This window comes from Flavobacterium amnicola (genome assembly GCF_004122165.1).
GTDB classification, from domain to species: domain Bacteria; phylum Bacteroidota; class Bacteroidia; order Flavobacteriales; family Flavobacteriaceae; genus Flavobacterium; species Flavobacterium amnicola.
Genome location: NZ_SBKO01000001.1, coordinates 434,262 through 459,888 on the forward strand (window position 1 = coordinate 434,262; position 25,627 = coordinate 459,888).

General features: G+C 34.8%; 27 protein-coding genes. 13 read left to right on the top strand and 14 right to left on the bottom strand.

Annotation, left to right across the window (positions count from 1 at the left end; translation table 11 throughout):
• Nucleotides 1–40: 40 nt before the first annotated feature.
• Genes mutY through gldD form a run of 3 tightly spaced genes read left to right on the top strand, consistent with a single transcriptional unit; the run spans nucleotide 41 to nucleotide 2,099 of the window.
• The gene (mutY, locus tag EQG63_RS02000) at nucleotides 41–1,072 is read left to right on the top strand and encodes an A/G-specific adenine glycosylase (protein ID WP_129433910.1); all 1,032 of its coding nucleotides are present in this window, start codon (nucleotides 41–43) and stop codon (nucleotides 1,070–1,072) included.
• A 38-nt stretch (nucleotides 1,073–1,110) separates the two neighbouring features.
• Nucleotides 1,111–1,530 (top strand): single-stranded DNA-binding protein, encoded by a 420-nt coding sequence (locus EQG63_RS02005; protein ID WP_129435242.1) that lies wholly within the window; start codon nucleotides 1,111–1,113, stop codon nucleotides 1,528–1,530.
• 5 nt (nucleotides 1,531–1,535) lie between these two features.
• A complete protein-coding gene (gene gldD, locus EQG63_RS02010) occupies nucleotides 1,536–2,099 on the top strand; it encodes a gliding motility lipoprotein GldD (RefSeq protein ID WP_129433912.1) in 564 nt (187 codons plus the stop codon).
• Nucleotides 2,100–2,102: 3 nt separating this feature from the next.
• Here the strand turns inward: gldD and EQG63_RS02015 are convergent, their stop codons facing one another.
• Both EQG63_RS02015 and EQG63_RS02020 read right to left on the bottom strand, forming a co-directional pair.
• Entirely contained in the window at nucleotides 2,103–2,693 is a 591-nt protein-coding gene (locus tag EQG63_RS02015) for a hypothetical protein (RefSeq protein ID WP_129433914.1), read from the bottom strand.
• A gap of 165 nt (nucleotides 2,694–2,858) precedes the next feature.
• Nucleotides 2,859–3,218, bottom strand: coding sequence for a heavy-metal-associated domain-containing protein (locus EQG63_RS02020; RefSeq protein WP_129433916.1), 360 nt, complete (start codon nucleotides 3,216–3,218; stop codon nucleotides 2,859–2,861).
• Nucleotides 3,219–3,310: 92 nt separating this feature from the next.
• On the opposite strand from EQG63_RS02020, the gene EQG63_RS02025 reads away from it, so the two are divergent.
• On the top strand, nucleotides 3,311–4,177 hold the full coding sequence (locus tag EQG63_RS02025; protein WP_129433918.1) for a DMT family transporter: 867 nt from the start codon (nucleotides 3,311–3,313) through the stop codon (nucleotides 4,175–4,177).
• Nucleotide 4,178: 1 nt separating this feature from the next.
• On the opposite strand, the gene EQG63_RS02030 is transcribed toward EQG63_RS02025, so the two are convergent.
• The 8 genes from EQG63_RS02030 to trmB all read right to left on the bottom strand — a co-directional run bounded on the left by EQG63_RS02030 (nucleotide 4,179) and on the right by trmB (nucleotide 9,719).
• Nucleotides 4,179–4,745, bottom strand: a complete 567-nt coding sequence (locus tag EQG63_RS02030) for a ferritin-like domain-containing protein (protein WP_129433920.1) — start codon at nucleotides 4,743–4,745, stop codon at nucleotides 4,179–4,181.
• Complete coding sequence (locus EQG63_RS02035) at nucleotides 4,746–5,804, bottom strand: NAD(P)/FAD-dependent oxidoreductase (RefSeq protein ID WP_129433922.1); 1,059 nt, start codon at nucleotides 5,802–5,804, stop codon at nucleotides 4,746–4,748.
• 150 nt (nucleotides 5,805–5,954) lie between these two features.
• Entirely contained in the window at nucleotides 5,955–6,194 is a 240-nt protein-coding gene (locus EQG63_RS02040; RefSeq protein ID WP_129433924.1) for a NifU family protein, read from the bottom strand.
• A gap of 5 nt (nucleotides 6,195–6,199) precedes the next feature.
• The gene (locus EQG63_RS02045) at nucleotides 6,200–7,333 is read right to left on the bottom strand and encodes an Mrp/NBP35 family ATP-binding protein (RefSeq protein ID WP_164974441.1); all 1,134 of its coding nucleotides are present in this window, start codon (nucleotides 7,331–7,333) and stop codon (nucleotides 6,200–6,202) included.
• Between the two features lie 238 nt (nucleotides 7,334–7,571).
• Nucleotides 7,572–7,961 (bottom strand): YMGG-like glycine zipper-containing protein, encoded by a 390-nt coding sequence (locus EQG63_RS02050; RefSeq protein WP_317125536.1) that lies wholly within the window; start codon nucleotides 7,959–7,961, stop codon nucleotides 7,572–7,574.
• Nucleotides 7,962–8,077: 116 nt separating this feature from the next.
• Nucleotides 8,078–8,410 (bottom strand): MGMT family protein, encoded by a 333-nt coding sequence (locus EQG63_RS02055; RefSeq protein ID WP_129433932.1) that lies wholly within the window; start codon nucleotides 8,408–8,410, stop codon nucleotides 8,078–8,080.
• Between the two features lie 2 nt (nucleotides 8,411–8,412).
• On the bottom strand, nucleotides 8,413–9,045 hold the full coding sequence (locus EQG63_RS02060) for a LysE family transporter (RefSeq protein WP_129433934.1): 633 nt from the start codon (nucleotides 9,043–9,045) through the stop codon (nucleotides 8,413–8,415).
• Nucleotides 9,045–9,719 carry a tRNA (guanosine(46)-N7)-methyltransferase TrmB gene (gene trmB / locus EQG63_RS02065; RefSeq protein WP_129433936.1) on the bottom strand — a complete coding sequence of 225 codons (675 nt, stop codon included), beginning with the start codon at nucleotides 9,717–9,719 and terminating at the stop codon, nucleotides 9,045–9,047. Before trmB ends, EQG63_RS02060 begins: the two co-directional genes overlap by 1 nt.
• Nucleotides 9,720–9,836: 117 nt before the next feature.
• Here trmB and EQG63_RS02070 point away from each other — a divergent pair, with 117 nt between their 5' ends.
• A complete protein-coding gene (locus EQG63_RS02070) occupies nucleotides 9,837–10,661 on the top strand; it encodes a UDP-2,3-diacylglucosamine diphosphatase (protein WP_129433938.1) in 825 nt (274 codons plus the stop codon).
• 2 nt (nucleotides 10,662–10,663) lie between these two features.
• Nucleotides 10,664–11,731 carry a glycosyltransferase gene (locus tag EQG63_RS02075; protein ID WP_129433940.1) on the top strand — a complete coding sequence of 356 codons (1,068 nt, stop codon included), beginning with the start codon at nucleotides 10,664–10,666 and terminating at the stop codon, nucleotides 11,729–11,731.
• A gap of 47 nt (nucleotides 11,732–11,778) precedes the next feature.
• On the opposite strand, the gene EQG63_RS02080 is transcribed toward EQG63_RS02075, so the two are convergent.
• The 3 genes from EQG63_RS02080 to EQG63_RS02090 all read right to left on the bottom strand — a co-directional run bounded on the left by EQG63_RS02080 (nucleotide 11,779) and on the right by EQG63_RS02090 (nucleotide 13,965).
• Entirely contained in the window at nucleotides 11,779–12,129 is a 351-nt protein-coding gene (locus EQG63_RS02080; RefSeq protein WP_129433942.1) for a toxin-antitoxin system YwqK family antitoxin, read from the bottom strand.
• A 111-nt stretch (nucleotides 12,130–12,240) separates the two neighbouring features.
• Nucleotides 12,241–13,281, bottom strand: a complete 1,041-nt coding sequence (locus EQG63_RS02085) for a sensor histidine kinase (protein WP_129433944.1) — start codon at nucleotides 13,279–13,281, stop codon at nucleotides 12,241–12,243.
• A complete protein-coding gene (locus tag EQG63_RS02090; protein ID WP_129433946.1) occupies nucleotides 13,282–13,965 on the bottom strand; it encodes a response regulator transcription factor in 684 nt (227 codons plus the stop codon).
• Nucleotides 13,966–14,141: 176 nt separating this feature from the next.
• Between EQG63_RS02090 and EQG63_RS02095 the strand changes: the two genes are divergently transcribed.
• The 7 genes from EQG63_RS02095 (at nucleotide 14,142) to EQG63_RS02125 (ending at nucleotide 23,254) form a co-directional block, all read left to right on the top strand.
• Entirely contained in the window at nucleotides 14,142–16,955 is a 2,814-nt protein-coding gene (locus EQG63_RS02095; protein WP_129433949.1) for a TonB-dependent receptor, read from the top strand.
• Nucleotides 16,956–17,122: 167 nt separating this feature from the next.
• Nucleotides 17,123–18,340 carry a hypothetical protein gene (locus tag EQG63_RS02100; RefSeq protein ID WP_129433951.1) on the top strand — a complete coding sequence of 406 codons (1,218 nt, stop codon included), beginning with the start codon at nucleotides 17,123–17,125 and terminating at the stop codon, nucleotides 18,338–18,340.
• 107 nt (nucleotides 18,341–18,447) lie between these two features.
• Nucleotides 18,448–18,783, top strand: coding sequence for a T9SS type A sorting domain-containing protein (locus tag EQG63_RS02105; protein WP_129433953.1), 336 nt, complete (start codon nucleotides 18,448–18,450; stop codon nucleotides 18,781–18,783).
• Nucleotides 18,784–18,890: 107 nt separating this feature from the next.
• A complete protein-coding gene (locus tag EQG63_RS02110) occupies nucleotides 18,891–20,648 on the top strand; it encodes a T9SS type A sorting domain-containing protein (RefSeq protein WP_164974442.1) in 1,758 nt (585 codons plus the stop codon).
• 172 nt (nucleotides 20,649–20,820) lie between these two features.
• Nucleotides 20,821–21,642: a T9SS type A sorting domain-containing protein gene (locus EQG63_RS02115; protein ID WP_129433957.1), complete on the top strand. Its 822-nt coding sequence runs from the start codon at nucleotides 20,821–20,823 to the stop codon at nucleotides 21,640–21,642.
• A 233-nt stretch (nucleotides 21,643–21,875) separates the two neighbouring features.
• Nucleotides 21,876–22,202, top strand: a complete 327-nt coding sequence (locus EQG63_RS02120) for a hypothetical protein (RefSeq protein ID WP_129433959.1) — start codon at nucleotides 21,876–21,878, stop codon at nucleotides 22,200–22,202.
• Between the two features lie 71 nt (nucleotides 22,203–22,273).
• Nucleotides 22,274–23,254, top strand: coding sequence for a LuxE/PaaK family acyltransferase (locus EQG63_RS02125; RefSeq protein WP_129433961.1), 981 nt, complete (start codon nucleotides 22,274–22,276; stop codon nucleotides 23,252–23,254).
• 57 nt (nucleotides 23,255–23,311) lie between these two features.
• On the opposite strand, the gene EQG63_RS02130 is transcribed toward EQG63_RS02125, so the two are convergent.
• Entirely contained in the window at nucleotides 23,312–25,570 is a 2,259-nt protein-coding gene (locus EQG63_RS02130; protein ID WP_129433963.1) for a M1 family metallopeptidase, read from the bottom strand.
• Between the last annotated feature and the right edge of the window lie 57 nt (nucleotides 25,571–25,627).

Here is a 25,627-nt window from a genome sequence, read left to right on the forward strand (position 1 = left end):
AACCACATAAACAATTATTTTTGCCACACAATTATTATGCATGAATTTTAGCAATTTATTAACAACGTGGTACTTACAAAATAAGCGAGACTTACCTTGGCGTAAAACGACCAATCCGTATCACATTTGGTTGTCGGAAATTATGCTCCAACAAACAAGAGTAGCACAAGGATTGCCCTATTATTTATCCTTTACAAAAGCCTTTCCGACGGTTTTCGATTTGGCCAATGCACATGAAGAAGAAGTTTTAAAACTATGGCAAGGATTGGGTTATTATTCCAGAGCGCGAAACCTACACAATACTGCCAAATATGTGGCAAGCGAGTTAAATGGAATATTTCCTGACAATTACAAAAGCTTGCTGTCATTAAAAGGAGTTGGCGAATATACAGCAGCTGCTATTGCTTCCTTTTCCTATAATGAAATAGCGCCAGTGGTGGATGGAAATGTCTACCGAGTTTTATCCCGATATTTCGGGATTGAAACCGATATTTCTTCACCAAAAGCAAAAAAAGAATTTACGGCATTAGCTTCCGAATTAATTGACAAACAACAACCAGCAGCTTTCAATCAAGCGATAATGGAATTTGGCGCTTTGCAATGTGTCCCTAAAAATCCTAATTGTGACATTTGCCCGTTGAATACTTCTTGTTGGGCCTTGGCAAACAAAAAAGTAGCCTTATTACCTGTAAAAGAGAAAAAGACAAAAGTCACCCATCGTTATTTTAATTACCTATTAGTAATAGACCCTCAACAGAAAACGATTGTTCATAAAAGAACCCAAAAGGGAATTTGGCACAATCTCTATGAGTTTCCTGTGATTGAAACCGAGAAACTAGAATCGACAAAAACCATTTCTGAGTTGATACAAGTACAATTTCCGGAAACGGATAAAATGATTCAATTAGATTCTGAAACAGTGCTTCACAAACTATCGCACCAACATTTACATATCCATTTTTGGAAAATCCACACGAAAATCAATCATAAAAACGGATTGTCCTATAATGAGCTAGTAAACCTACCCGTACCTATCGTGATACACAATTTTATAGAACGCAATAGTTTCTGAAAAAATGTCTATCTTTGAATAAACCAAAATTACAAGCCATGAACGGAACTTTGAATAAAGTGATATTAATAGGTCACTTAGGTGATGAAGTAAAAATGCATTATTTTGATGGAGGAAACTGTATCGGCAGATTTCCATTAGCCACTAACGACATTTACATTAACAAAACTACGGGAGAAAAAATCACCTCAACGGAATGGCACAATGTAGTAGTTCGCAATAAAGCGGCCGAAATTTGCGAAAAATACTTATCTAAAGGCGATAAAATATATGTAGAAGGTCGTATAAAATCACGTCAGTGGCAAGCAGAAGACGGATCTACTAAATATACTACTGAAATTCAGGTAACAGAATTTACGTTTCTAACGACTAAAAAAGATGCAGAAAACGTAAAACAACCAGAGCCACCGAAAAACACAAGTTTTGACAATACTGTCGAAAATGATTTACCTTTTTAAAAACAATGATTAAGAATTCTATTCCTTTTTTACTTTTCGCAACCATTTTAATAAGTATTGTGAGTTGTAAAGACGAAGTATTGCCAAAGCCTAAAGGCTATTTGAGTCTCAACTATCCCGAACCAAAATATGTCTCATTTGACAAAACCTGCGGGTATTCCTTTGAGTATAATTCAATTGGAAGAATTGAAGACAAGGGAGATTGTAATTTTCATATCGTATATCCGAAACTTAAAGCGACCGTCTATTTAAACTACCGCCCGGTAAATAAAAACATAGATATTCTATTACGTGATGCCCAAAAACTTACGTATGAACACGTTATTAAGGCCGACGGAATCACCGAACAACCTTTTGTAAACAACAAACACAAAACCTACGGCATGTTTTATGAAGTCGGTGGAAATGCTGCTTCACAATCACAGTTTTATGTAACTGATAGCACCAAACATTTTTTGATGGGTTCTATTTATTTTTATGCGAAGCCCAATTTTGATTCTGTTTTACCTGCTGCTCATTACATCAAAAATGATTTACGCATATTGATGGAATCCTTAAAATGGAAATAATCTTTACTTGTTTTTGAAATACACTGGATTATTAAAAAATCCTAATATTTTAGTGTTATCGATAGCGAAGGAATTTTTATCATACATTTCAAGCCTTTTCAATAATTGAATATGATTAGGAAAGTGAAATCGTATTTTACCGTAAATATCAGCTCTTAAATTGGAACTTTTCTGATTCTTTTTGTTATCAAATATATGTGAATCTATAATTTGACTGTCGTTTTCTATGATATGAAACTCATACCTAGTTATTCCTTCTTCCTCTTGTGGTAGGGTATGCACCACCAATTTTTTAGTTTCCGATTCTGCAATTACAAAAAAACCTTCAAAAACATTTCCTCCAATCAATTTGAAGGTCTGAAATTTATTGGCACCAAACTCCACCGAAATAAAATCTTTAAAACTGATTTTCTTTTGCGAACTGTTTATTGTTTTATACGATACTGTTTTGTTTTCAAAATCGACTTTAAAGGAATTGGGTTCTATAATGGCTTTGCTTCCATCTTTTAAAATAATCTCATCATCAATGGTCTTCGAAAAAAGGCTCAAATTGACATAAAAAAGAGCTAGAGTAAAAATAAGTGTAGTTTTCATAGTAGTTTAGATTTGTGACTGCGAAGCTATCGCAACAACATTACTAGAGGGTAACTACTACTTTACTAAAACATAATCATTAGCTTCAAATTTTAATTTTTTGTAACTAAATACCATAAAAAAAGGCTTGCAATTGCAAACCTCTTCTTTTATCAATATTCAGAATTAAATATTCTTCGCTTCTTTTACTTTATACGTTTTCCCATCGGCAACTTCTTCAACCGTTTTTGATAAGGTTTCAATTGTTTGCACTTGTCCGTCATATTCAATGGTAGCTTCTTTTTTTTCAAAATCAACTGCCGCTTTTTGAACACCCTCAAGTCCAGCCAATTTATTTTCTATCGTTTTTGCACATCCCATAGCGCAAGTCATCCCTTCAATTTTCATTGTTGCTTTTTTAGCTTCGGCTACTGGTTGGTCTTTTTTTACTTCAGTTGAAGCAGTTGTTGTATTGTTGTCTGCTCCTTCTTTTTTACAACTAACTATAGCCAAAGTTGCTACTGCCAATATAAATATCTTTTTCATCACTAATTTCTTTTGGTTTGTGAAACAAAATTATACAATTAGCCCATTGGTTTGAAAAAAATAACAGAATTTTGGGAATTCAAATCAGACACATGCTTACTAAAAACAACAAATGGCTTTTACTACTCTTGCTTTCGCTTATTTGGGGAAGTTCTTTTATCTTGATTAAACGCGGATTAGTGGGGCTTGACCCATTTCAATTAGGAGCCTTACGAATTATTTTTGCTTGTCTTTTTATGCTAGTTGTTGGATTTAGAAGTTTGCCCACCATCCCGCTTACCAAATGGAAATATGTCGCAATTACTTCTGTTTTTGGAAATGGATTGCCTGTTTTTCTATTTGCTTATGCACAAACTGGCATGAAAAGTTCCGTTAGTGGTATACTTAATTCCTTAACCCCTTTATATACGTTACTAATAGGCGCATTGGCATTCGGACTCAGTTTTGTGAGAAGTCAAGTGATTGGCGTGGTGTTGGGATTAACCGGTTGTTTTTTATTGGTATTGTTTGGAAAAACAGCCAATGGAGAAACCAATTATTTCTGTGCGTTCTTAGTGGTTATAGCTACAGTATGTTATGCTCTCAATGTGAATTTGATAAAAAAACACCTTTCCGATGTGAGTCCGATAGCCATTACGACTGGCAACTTTTTAACTTTATTGGTCCCAGCGTTAATCATTTTATTCGCTAACGGATATGCCGATGTAATGACACAACCTGAAGTCATTCACTCTACCTTATTCATTATAATACTTGGAATGATCGGCACTGGAATTGCTAATATTTTGTATTATCAGCTGATTCAAATTACCTCCCCTTTATTTGCCTCTTCGGTAACTTATTTCATTCCGATTATCGCGATGGGTTGGGGATTTTTAGATGGTGAAAGTTTGAACTTTATGCAACTTGTAGGTGCAGGAATTATTTTGAGTGGTGTTTATTTGGCGAGTAAGAGATAAGTTATTTTGCTTTACAATAATGCCCTGAATTTTCCACAGGATATTTTTTCTCTAAATCGATATCATTAAAACCTTGATTACCGCCCCAACTAAATACCTTTTCGAAAAAAGGAAGCAACTTATTGTCTTTTATTTTTCCAAGGAAATAAATTTCATGTTCTTTTTCTTTCATTCCCATTTCGTATAGAATTTCGTCATATTTAGAAATTCCTAAGGAATTGAAAAATTGCTTCATACGGAAGTATTCGCATACATTGCCACTTTCTAGTCGTCCCGCAAAATAAAATGGCATAAACCAACCAATCACAAAACAGCTACCTGAAATTACTTTTCCAATAATATAAAATTTGATTTCATAATACTTAGAAACTGGAATTTCCAATTCATTCATAATTTGCAATACCTCATCACGGTGATTCCATTCGTCAATTTCAATTTGACGGATTTCTTTTTTTTCACTAGCATCTTTTACTGAAGCCGCATGTCCCTGATATGCAAACGAAGCTGCTCTTTCAGCAGAATAAGCTTTTTTGAGTAAATCAATTAATTCAGGGTGCTTAATTTTCATCTACTCTATAGATTTTACAACAGCTTTTTCAGCTTCTTTTCGGGAACCATCAAAGCCGTCAATTCCAGAAACTGTAGTGTATTTTAAAACATATTTTCTACCTGGATTCAATTTATTGTAAACGCTCTGACACATTAAAGTGGCTTCGTGGAAACCACATAAAATCAACTTCAACTTACCAGGATACGTATTGACATCACCAATAGCATAAATTCCTTCAATATTGGTTTGATAATCTAGTGCATTGTTAACTTTGATCGCATTTTTTTCAATTTCAAGTCCCCAATTGGCAATTGGACCCAATTTTGGGGTCAAACCAAAAAGCGGAATAAAATAATCACATTCAACGGTAGTTCGCGCAGTTCCCACTTGTATATCAACAGAATGGATTCTTTCAGAACCACTAAATCCGATAACTTCGCCGGGAGTGATTAATTTAATTTTCCCTTGTGATTTTAATTCCTGTACTTTTTCTACCGAATCTAAAGCGCCTCTAAATTCATTTCTTCGGTGCACCAAAGTCACTTCTGAAGCAACATTTGATAAAAACACACTCCAATCTAGAGCCGAATCTCCTCCACCAGAAATCACAATTTTCTTACCTCGGAATTTCTCTGGATCTTTTACAAAATACTCAACACCTCGATCGTCTTGCTCATAAAACTCGATATCTTTTAAAACAGGCTTTCTAGGTTCAAAAATACCTAAACCACCTGCAATAGCTACTGCCTTTGCTTTATGTTCGGTTCCTTTATTGGTCGTTACGATAAAATTTCCATCGTCTAATTTTTGGATTTTTTCGGCTACTTCGTTTAAGGTAAATCCAGGCTGAAACTGTTTGATTTGTTCCATCAAATTATCTACTAAATCACCAGCATTTACAGAAGGATAACCTGGAATATCGAAAATAGGTTTCTTCGGATATAGTTCGGTTAATTGTCCACCCGGTTGTGGTAAACCATCAATAATATGGCATTTTAATTTCAATAATCCTGCTTCAAAAACAGTAAAGAGTCCGGTTGGACCTGCTCCAATGATAAGTATATCGGTTTCAATCATGGCTTTGCGAGGAACGAAGCAATCTCAACTTCGTTTAATATTTTACTATAAACTTTATTTTACTTGTATTTGCGTTAGGGATGAAAGCAAAGTACCGTGTACTGTGAACAGCCCGACTTGTGCGTTAGCACAAGTAACGCCCAAAAAAAATTACGCTACGTTAACCACACTTTCAATTTGTGGCGCATATTTCTTGATAGTCGTTTCTACACCTGCCTTAAGCGTACTGATACTTAAGTTACAACTCGTACAAGCTCCTTCTAGACGTACTTTTACGTGCTTTTCATCTTCAATAGAAACCAATGAAATATCTCCTCCATCGGAATTTAAAAACGGACGAATTTCGTCTAGCGCTTTTAATATATTTTGCGTTAATTCTTCGTTTGTCATTTTTTCTATTTTTTATTTACTGCCGAACAACCTGCCATTGTTGTTATTTTAATCGCTTCGGTTGGTGCTAAATTTTCGTTACGGGCAACCACTTCCTGCACCACATTGCGAGCAATATTTTCGAAAATTCCTTCTAATGGAGAAGCCGTTTGTAATGCTGCTGGACGACCATAATCGCCTGCTTCACGAATACTTTGAATTAAAGGCACTTCACCTAAAAATGGCACTTGTAAATCTTCTGCCAAATTTTTAGCACCTTCTTTTCCGAAGATATAGTATTTGTTATTTGGCAATTCTTCTGGTGTGAAGTAGGCCATATTTTCGATGATTCCTAAAACGGGAACTTTGATACTGTCGGACAAAAACATGGATACTCCTTTTTTCGCATCGGCCAACGCCACAGCTTGCGGTGTACTTACTACTACTGCACCTGTTATGGGTAACGATTGCATGATCGAAAGGTGAATATCGCCTGTTCCTGGAGGTAAATCGATTAACATAAAATCCAATTCTCCCCAAGCGGCATCAAAAATCATTTGATTTAAGGCTTTCGCAGCCATTGGACCACGCCAGATAACAGCTTGACTTGGTGCCGTGAAAAATCCGATAGAAAGTAATTTTACTTCAAAACTTTCAATCGGTTTCATTTTTGATTTGCCATCCACTTCAATAGAAATAGGCTTTTCCGTTTCTACGTCAAACATAATTGGCATCGAAGGTCCGTAAATATCGGCATCTAAAACACCCACTTTGAACCCCATTTTCGCTAACGTTACCGCTAAGTTTGCCGTTACAGTTGATTTTCCAACGCCTCCTTTTCCAGAAGCTACAGCAATAATATTACTGATTCCCGGAATGGATTTTCCTTTAATTTCGTTTGGATTTTCTTTGGCTTCTACCTTAATATTCACTTTTACCACCGCATCGGCAGAAAATGTTTCCTGAATTAATTTACGAATATCGTCTTCTGCACGTTTTTTAATATGCATCGCTGGTGTTGACAAAGTCAAATCGACTACTACTTCGTTTCCAAATGTGATGACGTTTTGAACGGCACCACTTTCCACCATATTTTTTCCTTCTCCAGCAATAGTAATGCTTTCTAATGCTTTCAGAATTTCTTTTCTATCTAACTTCATTATGTTGAATCGTTTTCGGTAATGTATTAATCAGTAAAAAGGTTAAACTTATTAAGACTGATTTTAGATTGCAAAGATAGTGAAGTAGTTACAAAGTGACAACGATTATCAGACGCAAAGTCTATACTAGTATAAAAAAATTCGATTCCTTGAAACAAGTCGGAAAAAGGCATAAAAAAAGGGCTTAATTCCATATGATGGTAAGCCCTTTCTTTTTGAATTCGTATTGCTATACTGGCTACTTTTTACTATCGTCAATTATGGCACCTGTACCAGCACCAACACCAGCACCTGCTACCCCACCAATAATGGCCCCTTCACCTTTTTTCTTACTGATAATTGCTCCCGTCACTGCACCAACACCTGCACCAATTACGGCACCTTTAGCTGTATTACTCCATTTTTTTCGTTTGGGTTCAGCGGTGGTTGTCGTTTGATTAATAACGGTGACTTCTTTTTTCTCATTCAATGCTTCTTGTTTGTCCATTTCGGTTTGCATCGAGTCGATTACTCTTTGTTTTTCCGCTACTACTTTCATCGAATCTAAAGTTGCCTGCTTGGCTGCCTGAATTTCTTTCTCTTTGGAATTCTGACAAGAAAAAAACACTAATCCGATTGTTGCTATCATACAAATCGTTTTCATATCGTATACGTTTAAAAGTTTAACTTATCAAGTTAACGAAAAATTACCGGAAAAAGTGTTTTTTATTGCAAAACTTACGTCAAAAAAAGAAAATCAAGATATTACAAAGTTACCTGAGGTTGCCAAAAATGCTTTTCAAAGTCCACAATTTGATTGTTCACCACTTGTATCCCTTCGCTTTCCAATAGTTGTTGCATTAGATTAGTTCCATCAAAATGATGCTTCCCTGATAATAATCCATTTCTATTTACGACGCGATGTGCTGGGATATCTTCGCGGTTGTGACTCGCATTCATCGCCCACCCTACCATTCTTGCCGAACGAGCAGCACCTAAGGCTTTGGCGATGGCGCCATAAGAAGTAACTCTGCCTTCTGGTATTTGGCGAGCAATTTCATATACTCTCTCGAAGAAATTGTCGTCTTTGGTTGGCATGGTTATATGAAATTATAGATGGTGAAAATGGCAATTAATGCCGTGATGGTAGCAATAATAAAATTAATATTATTGATAAAAAAGGATACTTTATGCTTGATTTTTCGAAACAGATACGCATATCCAATAAAAACTAGGAAAGTCCCTAGTGTTGCCCCAAGCACAAATAGCAAGCCTACCGAATAATTAAAGAAATCAGGAATAAATGCCGAAAAATACAAACTTACAAAAGCATAATACGGAATAGGAAATACATTTAAGGCCGAGATAACAAGCCCATGATAAAAAGGCTTGAGTTTACTTTTCGCTGGTTTTCTTTTGATTGTTTCCTTAGATTGCAAATACACTTGAATGCCTTTTCCCAAGAAAAATATAGTAAGCAAAATAAAAACAATACTTCCTACCAATTTTAAGTTTTGAATAACAGCAGGATGGTCTTGTAAAAAAGTAGCAAAAAAATACGCCAATGCACTTTGAGTAAATACGACTAAAATTGCGCCGTAAATAAATTTCTTTGCCTTTTTAAGTGTTTTTTTGGCGCTGTAATTGGCAACCGTCATGTTTACAATACCGGGAGGTAAAACACCTACAAAAGAAAATAAAACTGCTAACGCAAAAGAAAGTAAGTACGACACTATTTAATTTTAAATCGAATATACGTAATTGCTTTGTTTATTTCCAAATATTGCTTTTCATAAAAGGTTTGAATGTCTAACACTTCACTAGGTGAACCTTCATTTTTATAGACATTATGGTTGGCATATAACACTTCGTGTCCTTCTCCATGTAGTAACCCTAGGGTGTAACCGTGCATGAATTCCGAATCAGTTTTAAGATTCATTACTCCATCTGGTTTTAAAATTCTTTTGTACAATTTCAAGAATTCCGAATTGGTCATTCTATGTTTGGTACGTTTGTATTTGATTTGCGGATCTGGAAAGGTAATCCAAATTTCGCTCACTTCATGCACCGCAAAAATATCTTCAATTAATTCGATTTGGGTACGCACAAAAGCGGTATTGTTCATTCCGTTTTCAGCAGCCGTTTTCGCACCACGCCAAAAACGAGCCCCTTTTACATCAATTCCGATATAATTCGCATTTGGATTTCTTTCGGCCAAACCAATGGTATATTCGCCTTTTCCACAACCCAATTCTACTATAATAGGATGGTCATTTTTAAAAAAATCGCTGTTCCATTTTCCTTTTAACGGAAAATTTCCAGATACTACTTCTTCTCTTGTTGGCTGAAAAACATTTGTAAACGTTTCGTTTTCTTTAAACCTCTTTAATTTATTCTTACTTCCCACTTCGTTCAAAATTTTGACAAAAGTACTTAATTAAATTCTTTTAAAAATCATAAATATTTTATAACAGTAGTGTAACGTTACCAAAACACTTGAAGCGTTAATTTGAAAAAAAAAGATTTGAAAAAAAGAAAAATTGAAGTAGCTGTAATTTCCGACGTTCATCTAGGGACTTATGGCTGTCATGCCAAAGAGCTTTTAGATTATTTGTCTTCCATAAAACCGAAAATTCTAATTTTAAATGGTGATATCATTGATATCTGGCAATTTAGAAAATCCTATTTCCCTTCCAGTCACTTAAAAGTGTTGAAAAAAATAATATCCATGAGTTCGAAAGGAACAAAAGTGTATTATTTGACCGGCAATCACGACGAATTGCTTCGAAAATTTACCGATATTCATTTGGGCAATTTCAGTTTAATCAATAAGCTAACTCTGGATTTGGATGGCAAAAAAGCCTGGATTTTTCACGGTGATGTTTTCGATTCTTCCATTACTCATGCCAAATGGCTCGCCAAATTAGGCGGTTGGGGTTATGATTTTTTAATTGTTTTCAACCGAGCCATCAACTGGGTATTGGTAAAATGCAACAAAGAACCGTATTCGCTTTCTAAAAAGATAAAATCGAGTGTAAAGTCGGCAGTAAAGTTTATTTCCAACTTTGAAAATGTTTGCATTGAATTGGCCATCGAAAAAAAATACGACTATGTGATTTGTGGTCACATTCACGAGCCAAAAATTGAATTCATAGAGAATGCTTACGGAAAAACAACCTATTTGAATTCGGGGGATTGGATTGAAAATTTAACGGCTCTAGAATACCACAACAAAAAATGGCGATTGTACCATCATAAAACAGAAAGCGCTACATTTGATCATGAAGAAGAAAATTTCGAATATGAAACGCAATTACTCCATCAATTTATTAGTATTATTGACAAATAATTATGCTTGAATCAGCACATACAAAGAAAAATATTTTAGTTGCTCCACTGAATTGGGGCTTGGGTCATGCCACGCGCTGCATACCCATTATAAAAGCACTAGAAGACAATAATTACAATCCAATTTTAGCTTCCGATGGGGTGGCTTTAGATTTATTAAAAAAAGAATTTCCTGATTTACAAACGATTGAATTTCCTTCTTATCATATTGAATATCCAAAAGATGGGAAATATTTTAAATTGAAAATGCTGGTCAACAGTCCAAAAATGATTCGCGCCATTCTAAAAGAGCGAAAGTTAGTCGGAAAAGCAATTGCGGTACATAACATTGAAGGAATTATTTCCGATAACAGATTAGGTGTTTATAGTAAAAAGGTACCCTCAGTATTTATCACCCATCAATTAAAAGTCTTAACCGGAAACACCACATGGTTGAGTACTAAATTGCATCAAAACATTATCAATCAGTTTAATGAGTGTTGGGTACCTGATGTGAATACGATTCCGAACCTGTCAGGCAAATTAGGTCATTTGGAAAAAGACCCGAAAAACGTAAAATATATTGGCCCATTAAGTCGCTTACAAAAAAGAAAAATGGAGCAAAAATATGACTTAATGGTTATTCTTTCGGGGCCAGAACCGCAACGAACCTTGTTGGAAGAAAAACTGATCGAAGAATTGGACAATTATGAAGGCAATGTCCTTTTCATAAAAGGAAAAATTGAAACAGAACAAATTATTGTCCAAAAAAATCAGTTCACCTTCTACAATTATATGAATTCAAAACAGTTAGAAACTGCTTTTAATGAAAGTAACACCATTCTTTGTCGCTCCGGTTATACCACGATTATGGATTTAGCCTTTTTAAACAAAAAAGCGTTTCTTATTCCAACTCCTGGTCAGTACGAACAAGAATATTTAGCCAAGAAATTTAAAGCCGAAGGAATTGCTCCCAGTTGTAAACAAGAAAAATTCAAACTTTCCAAATTAAACAAAGTGGTTTTGCATCGCGGTTTTACCAATACTTCTTCCACCCTAAAATGGAAAGATTTGTTTGCGGTATTTCAATAAAAAAGCTGGCTATTAAGCCAGCTATTCCATATATATAAGTAGTAGTTTTATTTTTTGTTGTAGGCCACCATTCCTTTTTCCCATTTGCTAACGGTTGCTACTCTGCTATCCGAATAGTCCACTTCGCTTAATGTTGCGGCGTCCCAAAAAAACCATTTCCCTGATTTTTGTCCATTTTTATATTCTCCCAAAGATAGTTTTTTACCATTTTCGGCATAAGAAATCCATTTCCCGTGTACTTTTCCATCTTTGTAAAAACCTTCTTGTTTTACTTTACCATTATCATGATAATAGGTTGCTTTTACAAGATTTCCTTGCACTTCATAAGTAGGCTCAATTCCTTGTGCTACAACAACTCCTGTCATTAAAAAAGCACATGCTAGTAAAAAGTTTTTCATGGTAATGTGATTTAAGGATGAATATTACAATTCAAATATAATCAATAATTTACAATAAAAAAACTTTTGCTTAACAATTTGGTAACATTGGATAAAAACTTAACATTGGGATTAAGCTTTTTCAAGCGTGAAAGAGAACTCAGACCCTTTGCCGAACTTACTTTCTACGTAGATTTTCTCATCGTGGGCTTCAATAATATGCTTCACAATAGCGAGTCCTAATCCTGAGCCACCTTCCGATCGGGCGCCACTTTTATCGACACGGAAGAAGCGTTCAAACAAACGTGGAATGTTGTGTTTTTCAATACCTTCTCCATTGTCAATCACGCGAACAATTACTTTATGGTTGGTTAAATCTTCAATACTTATTTCAGTAGATCCACCTTGTTTTCCATATTTAATAGAATTCATCACCAAGTTCATCATGACTTGCTGAATTTTTTCATAATCGGCAATAACCCTTATTGGACGGTAATATTTTTCATCAAAATGTAATGAAATATCTTTTTTATTGGCTTTCATTTCCAATAAATCCATAACCCCTTGTGACAACTCCACAATATCAAACTCTTTGACTTCGAGGCTTTCGTCTCCCATCTCCAGTTTTCCAATCATATCCAAGTCTTCAATAATATAGGCCAAACGCTCCACTCCTTTTTCAGCACGTTCCAAATATTTTTTTCGTAGTGTTCTATCTTTATGAGCTCCATCAAGCAAGGTAGAAATGTACCCTTGCACTGTAAACAATGGTGTTTTGAGTTCATGCGACACATTTCCTAAAAATTCGCGACGGTATTCTTCGCGATCCTTTAGCATTTCGATTTCTAGTTTTTTATCGGTGGCGAATTTTTTAACCTGCTTGGTCAAGGTAGCCATATCGGTAGTAATGGCTTGATTTTTGAAATCGACGGTATCTAAAAAGGATATTTCGTCGTAAATCTTTTTTACACGACGGTAAATAAAACGTTCTACACGATACTGCAGCATGAAAAAAGAAAAAAGCAAGACCGAAATTCCAAAAATGAGTAAAAAAAGAAAAGACAATTTATAAAACAAAGAGGTTAGTATTGCTACTAACCCAGTTGAAAATATTGTGATATATGCTGAAGATTTAACAGCAAACTTGTAGGTCTTTTTTAAATTAACACTCATTTATATTTCAAATTTATAGCCAACACCTTTAATGGTTTTAAAAAAATCATCTCCAATTTTTTCACGTAATTTTCGAATGTGAACATCAATGGTTCTTCCTCCTACAACTACTTCATTTCCCCAAACTTTGTCCAAGATTTCTTCACGTTTGAAAACTTTTCCAGGTTTAGAAGCTAATAAATAAAACAATTCAAATTCTTTTCTGGGCAATACAATTTCTTGCCCTTCTTTAACAATCTTATATTCTTCACGATTAATCTCAATACCGCCTACATTCAAGCTGTCTGAAGATACTTCTTCATCTTTAAATCGGCGAAGCAAAGCTTTTACTTTACTGACTAATACTTTCGGCTTAATTGGTTTGGCAATATAATCATCGGCACCAGCATCAAAACCTGCCACCTGCGAATAATCTTCGTTTCTGGCGGTTAAAAAAGTAATAATTGTGTTCGAAAGTTCTGGTACTCTTCTTATAATTTCACAAGCTTCCATCCCATCCATTTCGGGCATCATCACATCCATAATGATAAGATGTGGCAAATGCTTTTTTGCTTTTTCGACAGCTTTTTTGCCGTTTTCAGCAGTAAAAATTTGATATCCCTCCTGTGTTAGATTGTAGCCTACAATTTCTAAAATATCGACTTCATCATCTACTAAAAGTATCTTGATATCTTTCTTTTTCATAAAAAGTGATTGTTGTTTGCCGTAAAAGTAACCAATATTTGAAAGAAAAATAAACGGGTTACAAAAATTTAACCTCTTAACTTTTTGGTAACATATTTAAAACTTAAATGTAACCTTGAAATAACAACAAATTTACATTAAGACCATTCCTTTGCACCAAATTAAACACACAACGAATGAAACTTAATTTATCTATTTTATTCCTATTATTGTCACTTTGCACTTTCGGACAAAAAGCAACTATTTCTGGAATCATTTCTGACAAAGATTTAAACAATGAACCTTTAGCTTTTGCAAATGTCGTAATCAAAGGTACAACAAATGGTGCTACTACCGATATCGATGGAAAATTTGCCATTGAAACTACAGCAGGAACCCATATTATCGTTTTTAGCTTTTTAGGTTACGAATCGAAAGAAATAACCGTTACAGTTGCAGAAGGCGAAAATAAAACTATCAACCAAACACTTGGTTCTGGTAGCGTAACTTTACAAGACGTTGTGGTTAAAGCCACTGCAAGTAAAGAAAAAGAAACGGCTTTATTATTAGAACAGAAGAAAGCAGTTGAAATCAAACAAAGTATTGGCGCACAAGAAATGTCAAGAAAAGGAGTAAGTGATGTGGAAGAAGGATTAACAAAAATTACAGGAATTTCTAAAGTTGAATCACGTGGTTTATTTGTTCGTGGATTAGAAGACCGATATAATAATTTATTAATAAACGATTTAGCCGTTCCTTCTAATAATCCGTTCAAGAAAATTCTTCCTTTAGATATTTTTCCTACAGATATTGTAAGTATTATCGAAACCTATAAAACATTCAACACAAATATTTACGGAGATTTTGCTGGAGGTACTTTTAATATTATAACGGCAAATTCAGGAAAAAGTCAAACGAAAGTTAATTTTGGAGCCGGTTATACTACAGGTAATAACTTGTCTAAATTTTTACGATCTAAAGATGCTTCTTCTACAAGTGATTTCTTCGGTTTTTCAGGAAATGAAAGAGACATTCCTAAAGTAATTGGGAAGTCAATCCCTTCGAATCATATTTTCACAAAAGAAGAAGCTATAAACGGATTTGGTTCTGGATTTGATGTTGAAGAAGACAAATCGCCTTTAAATACTAGTTTTGGAGTAACACACACTCAAAAATTTAATATTGGTGAAAAACAAAATAGTTTCCAATATTTATTATCTGCTAATTTTGACAACAAATACCAAGTAAGAGAAGGCGTGGATCGTTTTTTTGAAACACAATTAGGTGTTTATGACAATAACTTGTATACTACAAAATACAAATACATTACGAATTCATCGCTTTTAGGAGCCTTAAATTTCAAATCGAAACGCTTAAATGTAACGTCAAATACGTTCTTTTTAAATTCGACTGAAAACACTATACAAGATCAATTAGGATTTGTAAATACGCAATCTACTCAAACCGATACTTTTATTCGATTAAACGAATTGCAACAAACCAAGTATTTAAATACACAACTTTTCGCTAAATACAAACTGACTAGCAACGAAAGACATAATGTAAAAGCAGGTGTTTCCTATACCAAAACCAATATGGAATTACCCGATAGAAAATCGTTTAGAGGTTCAAAAATAGACGAAGAGAAAACCGCTATTAGTTATGGAGGAAACAGTATTTCTAGACAATACTATGACTATGACGGAAAATACCATATTTCTGGTTTAGCAGAATACAGCTGGAATTTTGGCAAAAAAGAAATTGAGGAATCAAACAAATTAACGGTTGGATATAATGGTTATATCAACAAAATGAATTCTAAATTCAGATTTGTTATCTCACAACCAGTAAGTGGCGCAACTGCAACTGATGGTGTTTTCAATACCAATACTCCCGATTCGCAATTATTGTCGGAAATACAAAATGGTAATGTTACCTATAAAGATGGTTCAACATCGAGTTATAAATCTAAATTGTTTGAGTTTGTAAATGCTGGATATTTAGATATTGCTTTAAAATTTGGCTCAAAAATAGACCTTAATGCTGGGGTGAGAACCGAGCAAACAACAAAGGAAATTAAATACCGTCCAACTGGAAGTTTCGACGATCCATACACTGTGGTTACAACTGAAAAATTAGATTTTTTACCTTCTATCAATGGTAAATACAAATTAACTGAAAATTCAAACATCCGTTTAGCGGCTTCTAAAACAATTACAAGGCCCGTTACTATGGAAGCATTCCCATCCGAATTCGTAAATCCCGACGGAACTTTAGAACAAGGAAACATAAAAGTTGAAAACAGTGATAATTATAATGTAGATTTAAAATATGAATTGTTTCCAACCAACAAAGAGTTAGTATCGGTAACTGCTTTTTCTAAAATAATCCAAAACCCAATCGAAAGATTATTTACGCAATCTGCTGGAAGTGGAGGCCAAATCATTACCTACGACAACTCTAAAAAAGCGGTTTTGTACGGTGCAGAATTAGAAGCCATTTTCCAATTGGAAAAAATTTCAAACGTACTTAAAAACTTTTCACTTGGAAGTAATGTTTCTTACTTAGATTCTAAAGTAGACATTTACCTAACAAAGGATAAGAAAACAAGTATTGAAACGATTGCAAACGACCCAAATCCATCTAGAAAACTGCAAGGCGCTTCTTCTTGGATCATCAATACCGACTTAAAATACGAGTCAGAGTTTAGCAAAAACTGGAAAAACACGATGACATTGGTGTACAACCGATACAGCAAAAGAATCTATGCCGTAGGTACTAATAAATTAGACCACTACTACGAAATGCCATTTGACAAATTAGACTTTGTTTGGGGCAATAAATTAGGAGAAAAATGGGAAGTGAAATTTTCAGTTGACAATATCCTAAACCCGAAATACAAAATCGAAATGGGCGATAAAAGTCGTGTGAAAATTAACGAAAGTGATTTAACGATTAAAGACTATAAAAAAGGAGTAGGTTTTTCTTTCAACTTAGCCTATACTTTCTAAAGGTTCAAAATCATAACAAAAAAAGCACTCTAGCCAGAGTGCTTTTTTTTGTTAACATTAAATTTACTTTTTTTAAGGATTATAATAACGTTTATATAATTTTTAGATAACACCTTTTAGCAGACAAAAAAATAGTTTTGTGTATCAAAAATATAAACAACAATACTATGAAAAAGTTTGCTTTAGGTTTAGCAATTTTAGCATCAATATTCACTGGATGCTCTAGCGATGACGAAGAAACATCAACTCCAATAATTAAAGTTCCAGCTTCTGGAGAAATTACTGGCGATTTTACAGCAAATAAAACATTTGCATACGGAAACTATACTTTAAAAGGAATGGTTAAAATTCCAAATGGAGTAACTGTTACTTTTGAAGCAGGTTCAACAATTACTTGTGACAATGCCACTGGAGAAAACGGATTAATCGTTTTAAATGGAGGTAAATTAATCGCTGTTGGAACTGCTGATGCTCCAATTGTATTTACAGAAAAATCTAAAACTGCGGGTTCTTGGGCAGGTATTATCATGTATGGTGATGCTCCTATTGTGAATTCTGCTGTAAACCCTGCACCACAAACTTCCACTTCAGAAGATGGTTTATCATTAGTATATGGTGGGTCTAATGCTGGTCATAATGGTGGTACTTTAAAATATGTTCGTGTAGAATATGCAGGACAAGTAATTACTACTAATAACAAAGAACATAATGGCTTTTCATTTTATTCTGTAGGATCAGGAACCGTTTTAGAAAACTTAGTTTCTTACATGGGTAATGATGACGGTTTCGAATTTTATGGAGGAACAGTAAGTGGTAAAAACTTAGTTTCTTACGGAAATAAAGACGATGCTTTCGACTGGCAAGATGGATGGAGAGGTCAATTAAACACTAACTGGTATGCTTACCAAGTAGGTACTGCAAACTATGGTATAGAAGCAGAAGCTAAAGGAGTAAACAATGCTTTTTGGCCAGTGGTAACTAACATCACATTAAAAAGAGCGGCAGGAACCGTTACTGAAGCACAAAGTGAAATTCAATTAGACGCTATCCAATTCAAAAAAGAAGGAAATGGGGATTTTAGCAACATTGTGATCGATGGTTACAAAAACCAAACGTCACCTTCTTCAAGAAATGGTGGTGCCGTACAAGTTTTAGATTTAAACACCTACAATAACCAAATTGCAGGAGGTAAAATCAAATTGAACAATGTGAAAATTTCAAACACTGATAATACTTTTATATCAGGAGCAGGAACTTTTACATTACAAGCATCTAGTTTTAATCCAAACTCCAATTGGTCAACATCAGCATCAAGCACTGGAACTTCATTAAGTGCAGGTCCATGGGCTACTGTAAACGGAGTAAATTTATTAAGCAATTTGTAGTTACGTTATATCCTAAATTGTTAAAAAGCCAGAAAAATCATTTTCTGGCTTTTTTTTTGGTACGGTATTTGAAATATTTTTATAACTTTACACTATTATAGAAATCAATGAAGAAAAATTACTTTTATATCACATCACTGTTCTTTTTATTTTCTTTGAGCGTTAGTGCTCAGGAGGGTAAGGATAGTGCATTGGCTTCTAAACAAGAACAACCTTTTGAAATGAATGTATATCCGAATCCTGTTGCCAACGGAAAGATATATATTAGTTCCAAAACCTCTACCCCAAAAGATATTGAAATTTATGATGTACTAGGGAAACGAGTAATGCAAACAACTTTGTCTACAAAGGAATTAAACATTGCCGCCTTAAATCCTGGTGTTTACATCATAAAAATCAAAGATGGCGAGCAACGCGCTACTAGAAAATTGATTGTAAAGTAGTTAAGACTTTACACTCCTAATTTTATTTACAATAATTTCACATTGTTTTTTTCTTACAAATGAAATTACTTATTATCTTTGTAGTCCAATTTTTAAACAAAATTCAAATGAAAAAAATTTACTTATTAGTATTAACATTAATAGGAGTATATGTTGCGCAAGCACAAACAGTGTACTCTGAGAATATGGGAGTACCTACAGCAAACACCACTGTAGCCAATTATATCACTGGATCAGCCCCAGCGACATTCCAAAATGGCTCTCCGATTGTCTATTCTGGAACTTCTGGCGCAACAAGTATGAGAGTTACAGCACCTTCAACTGGATATACTGGTTCTTCTGGGGGTGGAAATGTATTCCTATCTCAAACAGGAAATGTTGGTCACTTTTTTAGAATTGATGGAATTAATACATCAGCTTATTTGACGTCTGGTCTTCAAATGTCTTTTGGATATATAACTTCTGTAACTACAAGTCAATTAATACTTGAAAAAAGTACAGATGGCACAAACTGGACACCTATAACTTTCACAAACAATACCAACACTTCTTGGAACTTGGTAAATGTTGACCCTGGACAAATTCCTTCTTCAACAACACTTTCTTTACGTTTTACGCATCCTTCAACTGTTGCAGTTCCGAATACAACGCAATTTAGAATTGATGACATTGTCGTTAAAAACGTGTCTGCAAGTTGTGTTTTAGTTCCTGGTGCTCCAACAACAGCATGTGCAGCAACAACATTAGGAATTGACACTTATACAATCACTATACCTTACACAGGTGGTGGGACTGCTGCTTACACAGTTACCCCAACTACCGGAGTGGTAGGTGGAGACAACCCTAGCACAGTAGCTGCAGGAAACATAACAATTACAGGTACTAACGAAGGAGTAAACAATTCAATAACCATTACAGGTGGAACTTGCAGCTTTACTATTCCTGTAATCGCTCCAACAGGAGGTTGCAAACCAATTAATACTTTACCATACTACGAATCATTTAATTATACTGTAGGTAACGTTTTAACAAATGAGCAAAAATGGACAATCCTAAATTCAGGTGATGATATTCTTCTAGCTACAGGAAATCTTACTTACCCTGGTGTAACTCCAGTTGGAAATTCAGTAACTTGGTCAGGTGCTGGTGCAGAAGCAAGAACACCATTTACAAGTACCACTTCTGGAACCATCTATTCTTCGAATTTGGTTTCGATTACAGATTTATCTAATGTTACAGTTGATTTAACTCCAACTTATTTTGCATTATTCACAGACAACACTGGTGCTTCCACTAATGCAAGAATTTGGTTACGAAATAACGCAGGTCAATACCAATTTGGATTAAGTACAGATTCAACTTCAGCAAATGTGACTTGGTCTTCAAATCTTTACAATTCCGGAACTGTTCAGTATTTAGTTTTGGGTTATGATTTTGGAACAAATACATTGGCATTATATGAAAACCAAGCAACACCTGCTGCTCCTAATGTTTCCGTAACACCTGGCGCTGCCTTTACTAATTTAGGTGGATTTATGTTACGTCAAGATCTTGCTGCATCAACACCAACCATCGTGTTTGACGAATTAAGAATAAGTACAACATTACCTTCACTTTCAAGAAACGATTTTAACGCTATCGCTGGTTTAAGAGTTTACCCTAACCCTGCCAACACGGTTTTAAACATTACTTCTGATAGTTTTGCTACTAAAAATGTAGAAATCTTCAATGTTATGGGCGCTAAAGTTTTAGCAACTCAAGTAACAAATGCTCCTGTAAATGTAGCTGGTTTAACCGCTGGTATTTACATGGTAAAAGTTACCGAAGACGGTAAAACCACTACTCGCAAATTAGTGATTGAGTAATCTTCTCTAATAAAAATAGTAAAGCCCTAACTAAATACAGTTAGGGCTTTTTATTTTAAAGAGCATTTGAACAGACAAACAACACGCTTTATCGAAATTTACCACAAGTTTAACGATTGCAAAAAAGAAACATCCTAATTTTGTTTTACGAAACAATTTAACACAAATACGTATGAAAAAACTCTACACACTATTAGTATGTCTTTTATTTTTAAATTTCACCAAAGCACAAGGAACCATAGCGGGTTGGAATTTTAATTCAAGTAATACAAACGCTACTACAGGAACAGGAACACTAAGTTTTATTGGCGGGACTGGATCTGTAGTTTACATCAACAACAGTGGAACTCAAGCGCTTGGTTTTGCCGATTTCCCTGCCTTAACTGTTGGCTCTGGAACTGCTGGTATCCGATTTGCCACAAGTACAGTTGGATATGCAGGAATTAGCATTAGCTTTGACACTTACGGACACAACCAATCTTCAAGATGGCAACAGTATGAGTATACTACCAACGGATCAACATGGAACGTTTTAAGTAATAACAATGGAGGACTTTCTTCTTCATTTACCACAACTACTTTAAACTTTCCGGCAAGTTGCGACAACAATCCAAATTTCGCCTTCAGAATCGTTTCTATTTTTAACCCAAGCGGTGGAACACAATACGAACAAGTTCAGGGTGGAGGATATAATGGAAGCAACGGTAAATGGTATTTTGACAATGTAGGCATTGCGTTCGCCACTTTAAAAAGAACTGAAAACAACATTTCCAATTTGAAAGTGTATCCGAATCCAGCAACTACAGTTGTAAATATTACTTCAGATGGTTACGCGCTTCAAACTGTCGAAATATTTAATGTGTTGGGCAAGAAGGTTGCCACAACCAAAGTAAACCACGATCAAATAAACGTATCTAGTCTTCCTAAAGGCGTTTATATGCTAAAAATTTCAGAAGAAGGTAAAACAGCCACTCGTAAAATAGTGATTGAATAACTAATTGAAACCATATTTTATCAAAATCCCGTCACTTTAAAAGGACGGGATTTTTATTTTAGTTCATTTTACTAGCCAAATATCACCTATTTTAGTGAGTTTTCTCTAACCGCAAAAACAGCAAAACAGGCTTTCAACGAAAATAATTCTATCTCATCGAAAATATTATTTTAACTCACAATCCCACTATACATTTGTCCTGTTAATAAATGATAAACAAACAACAATAAGATATGAAAACTATTTATTTATTTTTACTAGTAAGCTTTGCAACTTTTGCCAACAACCCTAAAAACGAAAATCCAAATCCGACAAGAAATACTATTTCAGGTTTGAAAATTGTTTCTTACGATTCACAAAAAAATGGAAAACACATTTACGTGGTTTCTGACATCTATACCAAAAAGAAAATTACTTTTTACAATAACGAAGGTGATAAAGTATTCTCTACGAAAACTGTTGGATCAGCTATTTATCTTTCAAAGTTTAAAAAAGGAAAATATACTGTAAAAATCGTTGAGGGGAAAAAACAAGAAATCAAAGAATTTACTGTAGAATAACACACACAAACATAAATACTTTTTGAGGTCCTGCTTTTTGCGGGACTTTTTATTTTGTGTACTTTTGGACTATGCTTTTAACGTCAGACATATTTGAAATCGGATCCAAAAAAGAATTTGAGAAAATCACGCTAAAGGTTTTCCGATTTCAATATGATAACAATTTAGTGTACCAAGAATTTTGTCAACTCTTAAAAAAAGACAAAAGCAATGTAAAACGAATGGAAGACATTCCCTTTTTACCCATTCAATTTTTTAAAAGCCATGACGTTTTAAGTTCGACTGCTCCTATTCAAACTACATTTACCAGTAGTGGTACTACAGGAATGAGCACCAGCAAACATCATGTAACTGATTTGTCTTTTTACGAAGAAAGTTATCGCTTAGCATTCAGACAATTTTATGGCAATATCGAAGACTATGTGGTTTTGGCGTTACTACCTTCTTATTTAGAAAGAGATGGCTCTTCATTGATTCATATGGTAGACGATTTAATTCAATTGTCTAACAATACAGAAAGTGGTTTTTACCTCAACAATCATGAGGAATTAATCGAAAAATTGATCCGATTAGATACGGATGGTCAAAATGTAATTTTAATTGGGGTGACTTATGCTTTATTGGATTTGATTGAAAAACATCAATTCAACTTAAAGAACACAATCATTATGGAAACCGGCGGAATGAAAGGCCGTCGTAAAGAAATTATTCGAGAAGAATTACATCAACTTCTTTGTAAAGGCTTTGGAGTTTCTGAAATCCATTCTGAATATGGTATGACCGAATTACTCTCCCAAGCCTATTCGTTAGGAGATGGAGTGTTTGAATGCCCTAATTGGATGCAAATTTTAATTCGAGATACCGAAGATGCTTTAACGTATATTTCTGATGGTAAAACGGGCGGAATAAACGTTATTGATTTGGCCAATATCAATTCATGCTCTTTTATTGCCACACAGGATTTGGGTAAAATTGTAGGCAATACTGCCTTCGAAGTTTTAGGACGTTTCGATAATTCTGATATTCGTGGATGTAATTTAATGGTGATATAGCCTAAAACAAAAACCCTCACATTGCTGCAAGGGTTTGTAAAATCTATAGTTCCAAAATTATTCTCTCGTGAAGACAAAACTTTGTCCACCCATGTTGATGGCAAATTCATTTTTAGCTTCGTTAAACTGAAGTTCCACTCCAGCTTCCTCCGATTTGAATTTGTCTTTGGCAACCGCTTCAAAAGCAAGTGGTGGTCCTTGACCGTCCTGTGGTGTTCCAACCAACATTCCATCTACATTTGTAAAAGTAAGTTTAATTGGAAGCTGTTTGCTCGAAAACTTCCCTAAGTAAGCATCCAAAACTGGTTCTTTTTCCAATTCCCCTTTTCCAGCTTCCCACACATTATTACTCGGATTCACATCTGGAAAAACACGATCAGGATCAATCGTAATGGATGCGATTTCTTCGGTTGTATTGATTTTAAATTTCCAGTCGGCGTTGCGTTGCCAAACTTCCACCGGAAGTTTTACTCGGCTCACCACTCCCGATTTTGTTTTTACTCCCAAAACAACAGGCATGGCCATTTTTTCTAAATTTTCAATTGAAACTAGAGCGCCATTTTTCGGGTTATCTTTTATATATTTAATTTTAGTAAGCCCTTGATCCAGTCTCCAGTTGTTAACAAACCAAGCTCTCCAAAACCAATTCAAATCTTCTCCGGAAACATTCTCCATCGTTCTGAAAAAGTCGTCTGGCGTAGGATGTTTAAAAGCCCAACGTTCTGTATAGATTCTAAAAGCTCTATCAAATCGTTCTGCACCCAACACCTGTTCACGTAAGATTACTAATCCTAATGATGGCTTTTCATAGGCTAATGTTCCTAAATTTTGCTCTTTCATTCCGTCGGGAGTTGTCATTATCGGCTCTAAATCTGGACTTGTTAAAAAATTAGCCCCACGGTGCATGTTTCTTGGTCGCGACTTGTACTCGCCTTTATTAAAATCAGTTGCGCTTAATGAATTGATAAACGTATTCAATCCTTCGTCCATCCAAGCAAACAAACGCTCGTTAGAACCTACAATCATTGGAAACCAGGTATGTCCAAACTCATGATCGGTCACTCTCCATAAATCTTCTCCGGTAGCTTTCCAATCACAGAAAACAATTCCAGGATATTCCATTCCGCCTACATTTCCTGCAACATTTATCGCTGTTGGATACGGATATTCAAACCATCTTCTAGAATAATTTTCGATAGATGCTTTGGTATATTCGGTAGATCTTCCCCAAGCTTCTGGACCCGCACTTTCTATAGGATATGCAGAAATGGCTAACGATTTTTTCCCACTTGGTAAATTAATTTTGGAAGCATCTACAACAAATGCTGCTGAGGATGACCAAGAAATGTCTCTTGCATTTTTAATTTTAAAACGCCAATTCAATGTCGCTTTTCCAGATGGTCGTGAATTCGGATTTACCACTTCTTCTGCCGAACGAATTATTACAACTTTTTCACTTTGAGCGGCTAGATTCCAACGTTTTTGTTGTTCCGCAGTATAGACTTCATTTGGATTGATTAACTCCCCCGAAGACACTACAATATGGTTCGCCGGAGCGGTAATGGTAACATCAAAATCACCATATTCTAAATAAAATTCTCCAGCACCTAAGTAGGGTAATGAATTCCATCCTTTAATATCATCATAGACGCACATTCTTGGATACCATTGCGCCATGGTGAATATTTTTCCATTTTTTGTTTCTAAAACCCCCATTCTGTTCGAACCATAATCGGGAGAAATAAACGAAAATTCAATTTTAAGCGTTACTTTTCCGCCATTAGATTGTAATTCTTCTGGTAAAAAAATCTGCATTCTAGTGTCAATAATTTCAAATTTAGCGTCTCTTTCTAGAGTCTTCCCCTTTTGATTTGACACTATTTTAATTGACTTAATTTTGTGACCGCCATCGAAAATTTGTCCTTTGTCTCCATTTCTACTTCCTGAAACTGGAATGATAGATTTTCCGCGAGAATCTTTTTGAAACAAATTCTGATCGACATTCATCCATAAAAAGGAAATTTTATCTGGACTGTTGTTGGTATAGGTCAGAATTTCTGTCCCAACAATCTCATTTTTCTTCTCGTTTAAAGTGGCAGTCAATTGATAATCGGCTTTATTTTGCCAATATTTAGCTCCGGGCTGTCCACTCACCGAACGGGTTTCGGTAGCATTTTTCGTATAAAAATTTGGTGCAAAAGCATCATGATAATTATACTTAGACGTCGTTTTTGCAGATTGCTCTTGCGCCTGCAGTGTTGAACTTCCTATCGACAAAGCCAATAATGATACTCCAACAATAAATTGTTTTTTCATAATTTGATTGATTTTTTGATTGATGTTTGAATAATAATCTCCTTTAAGAAGACTATC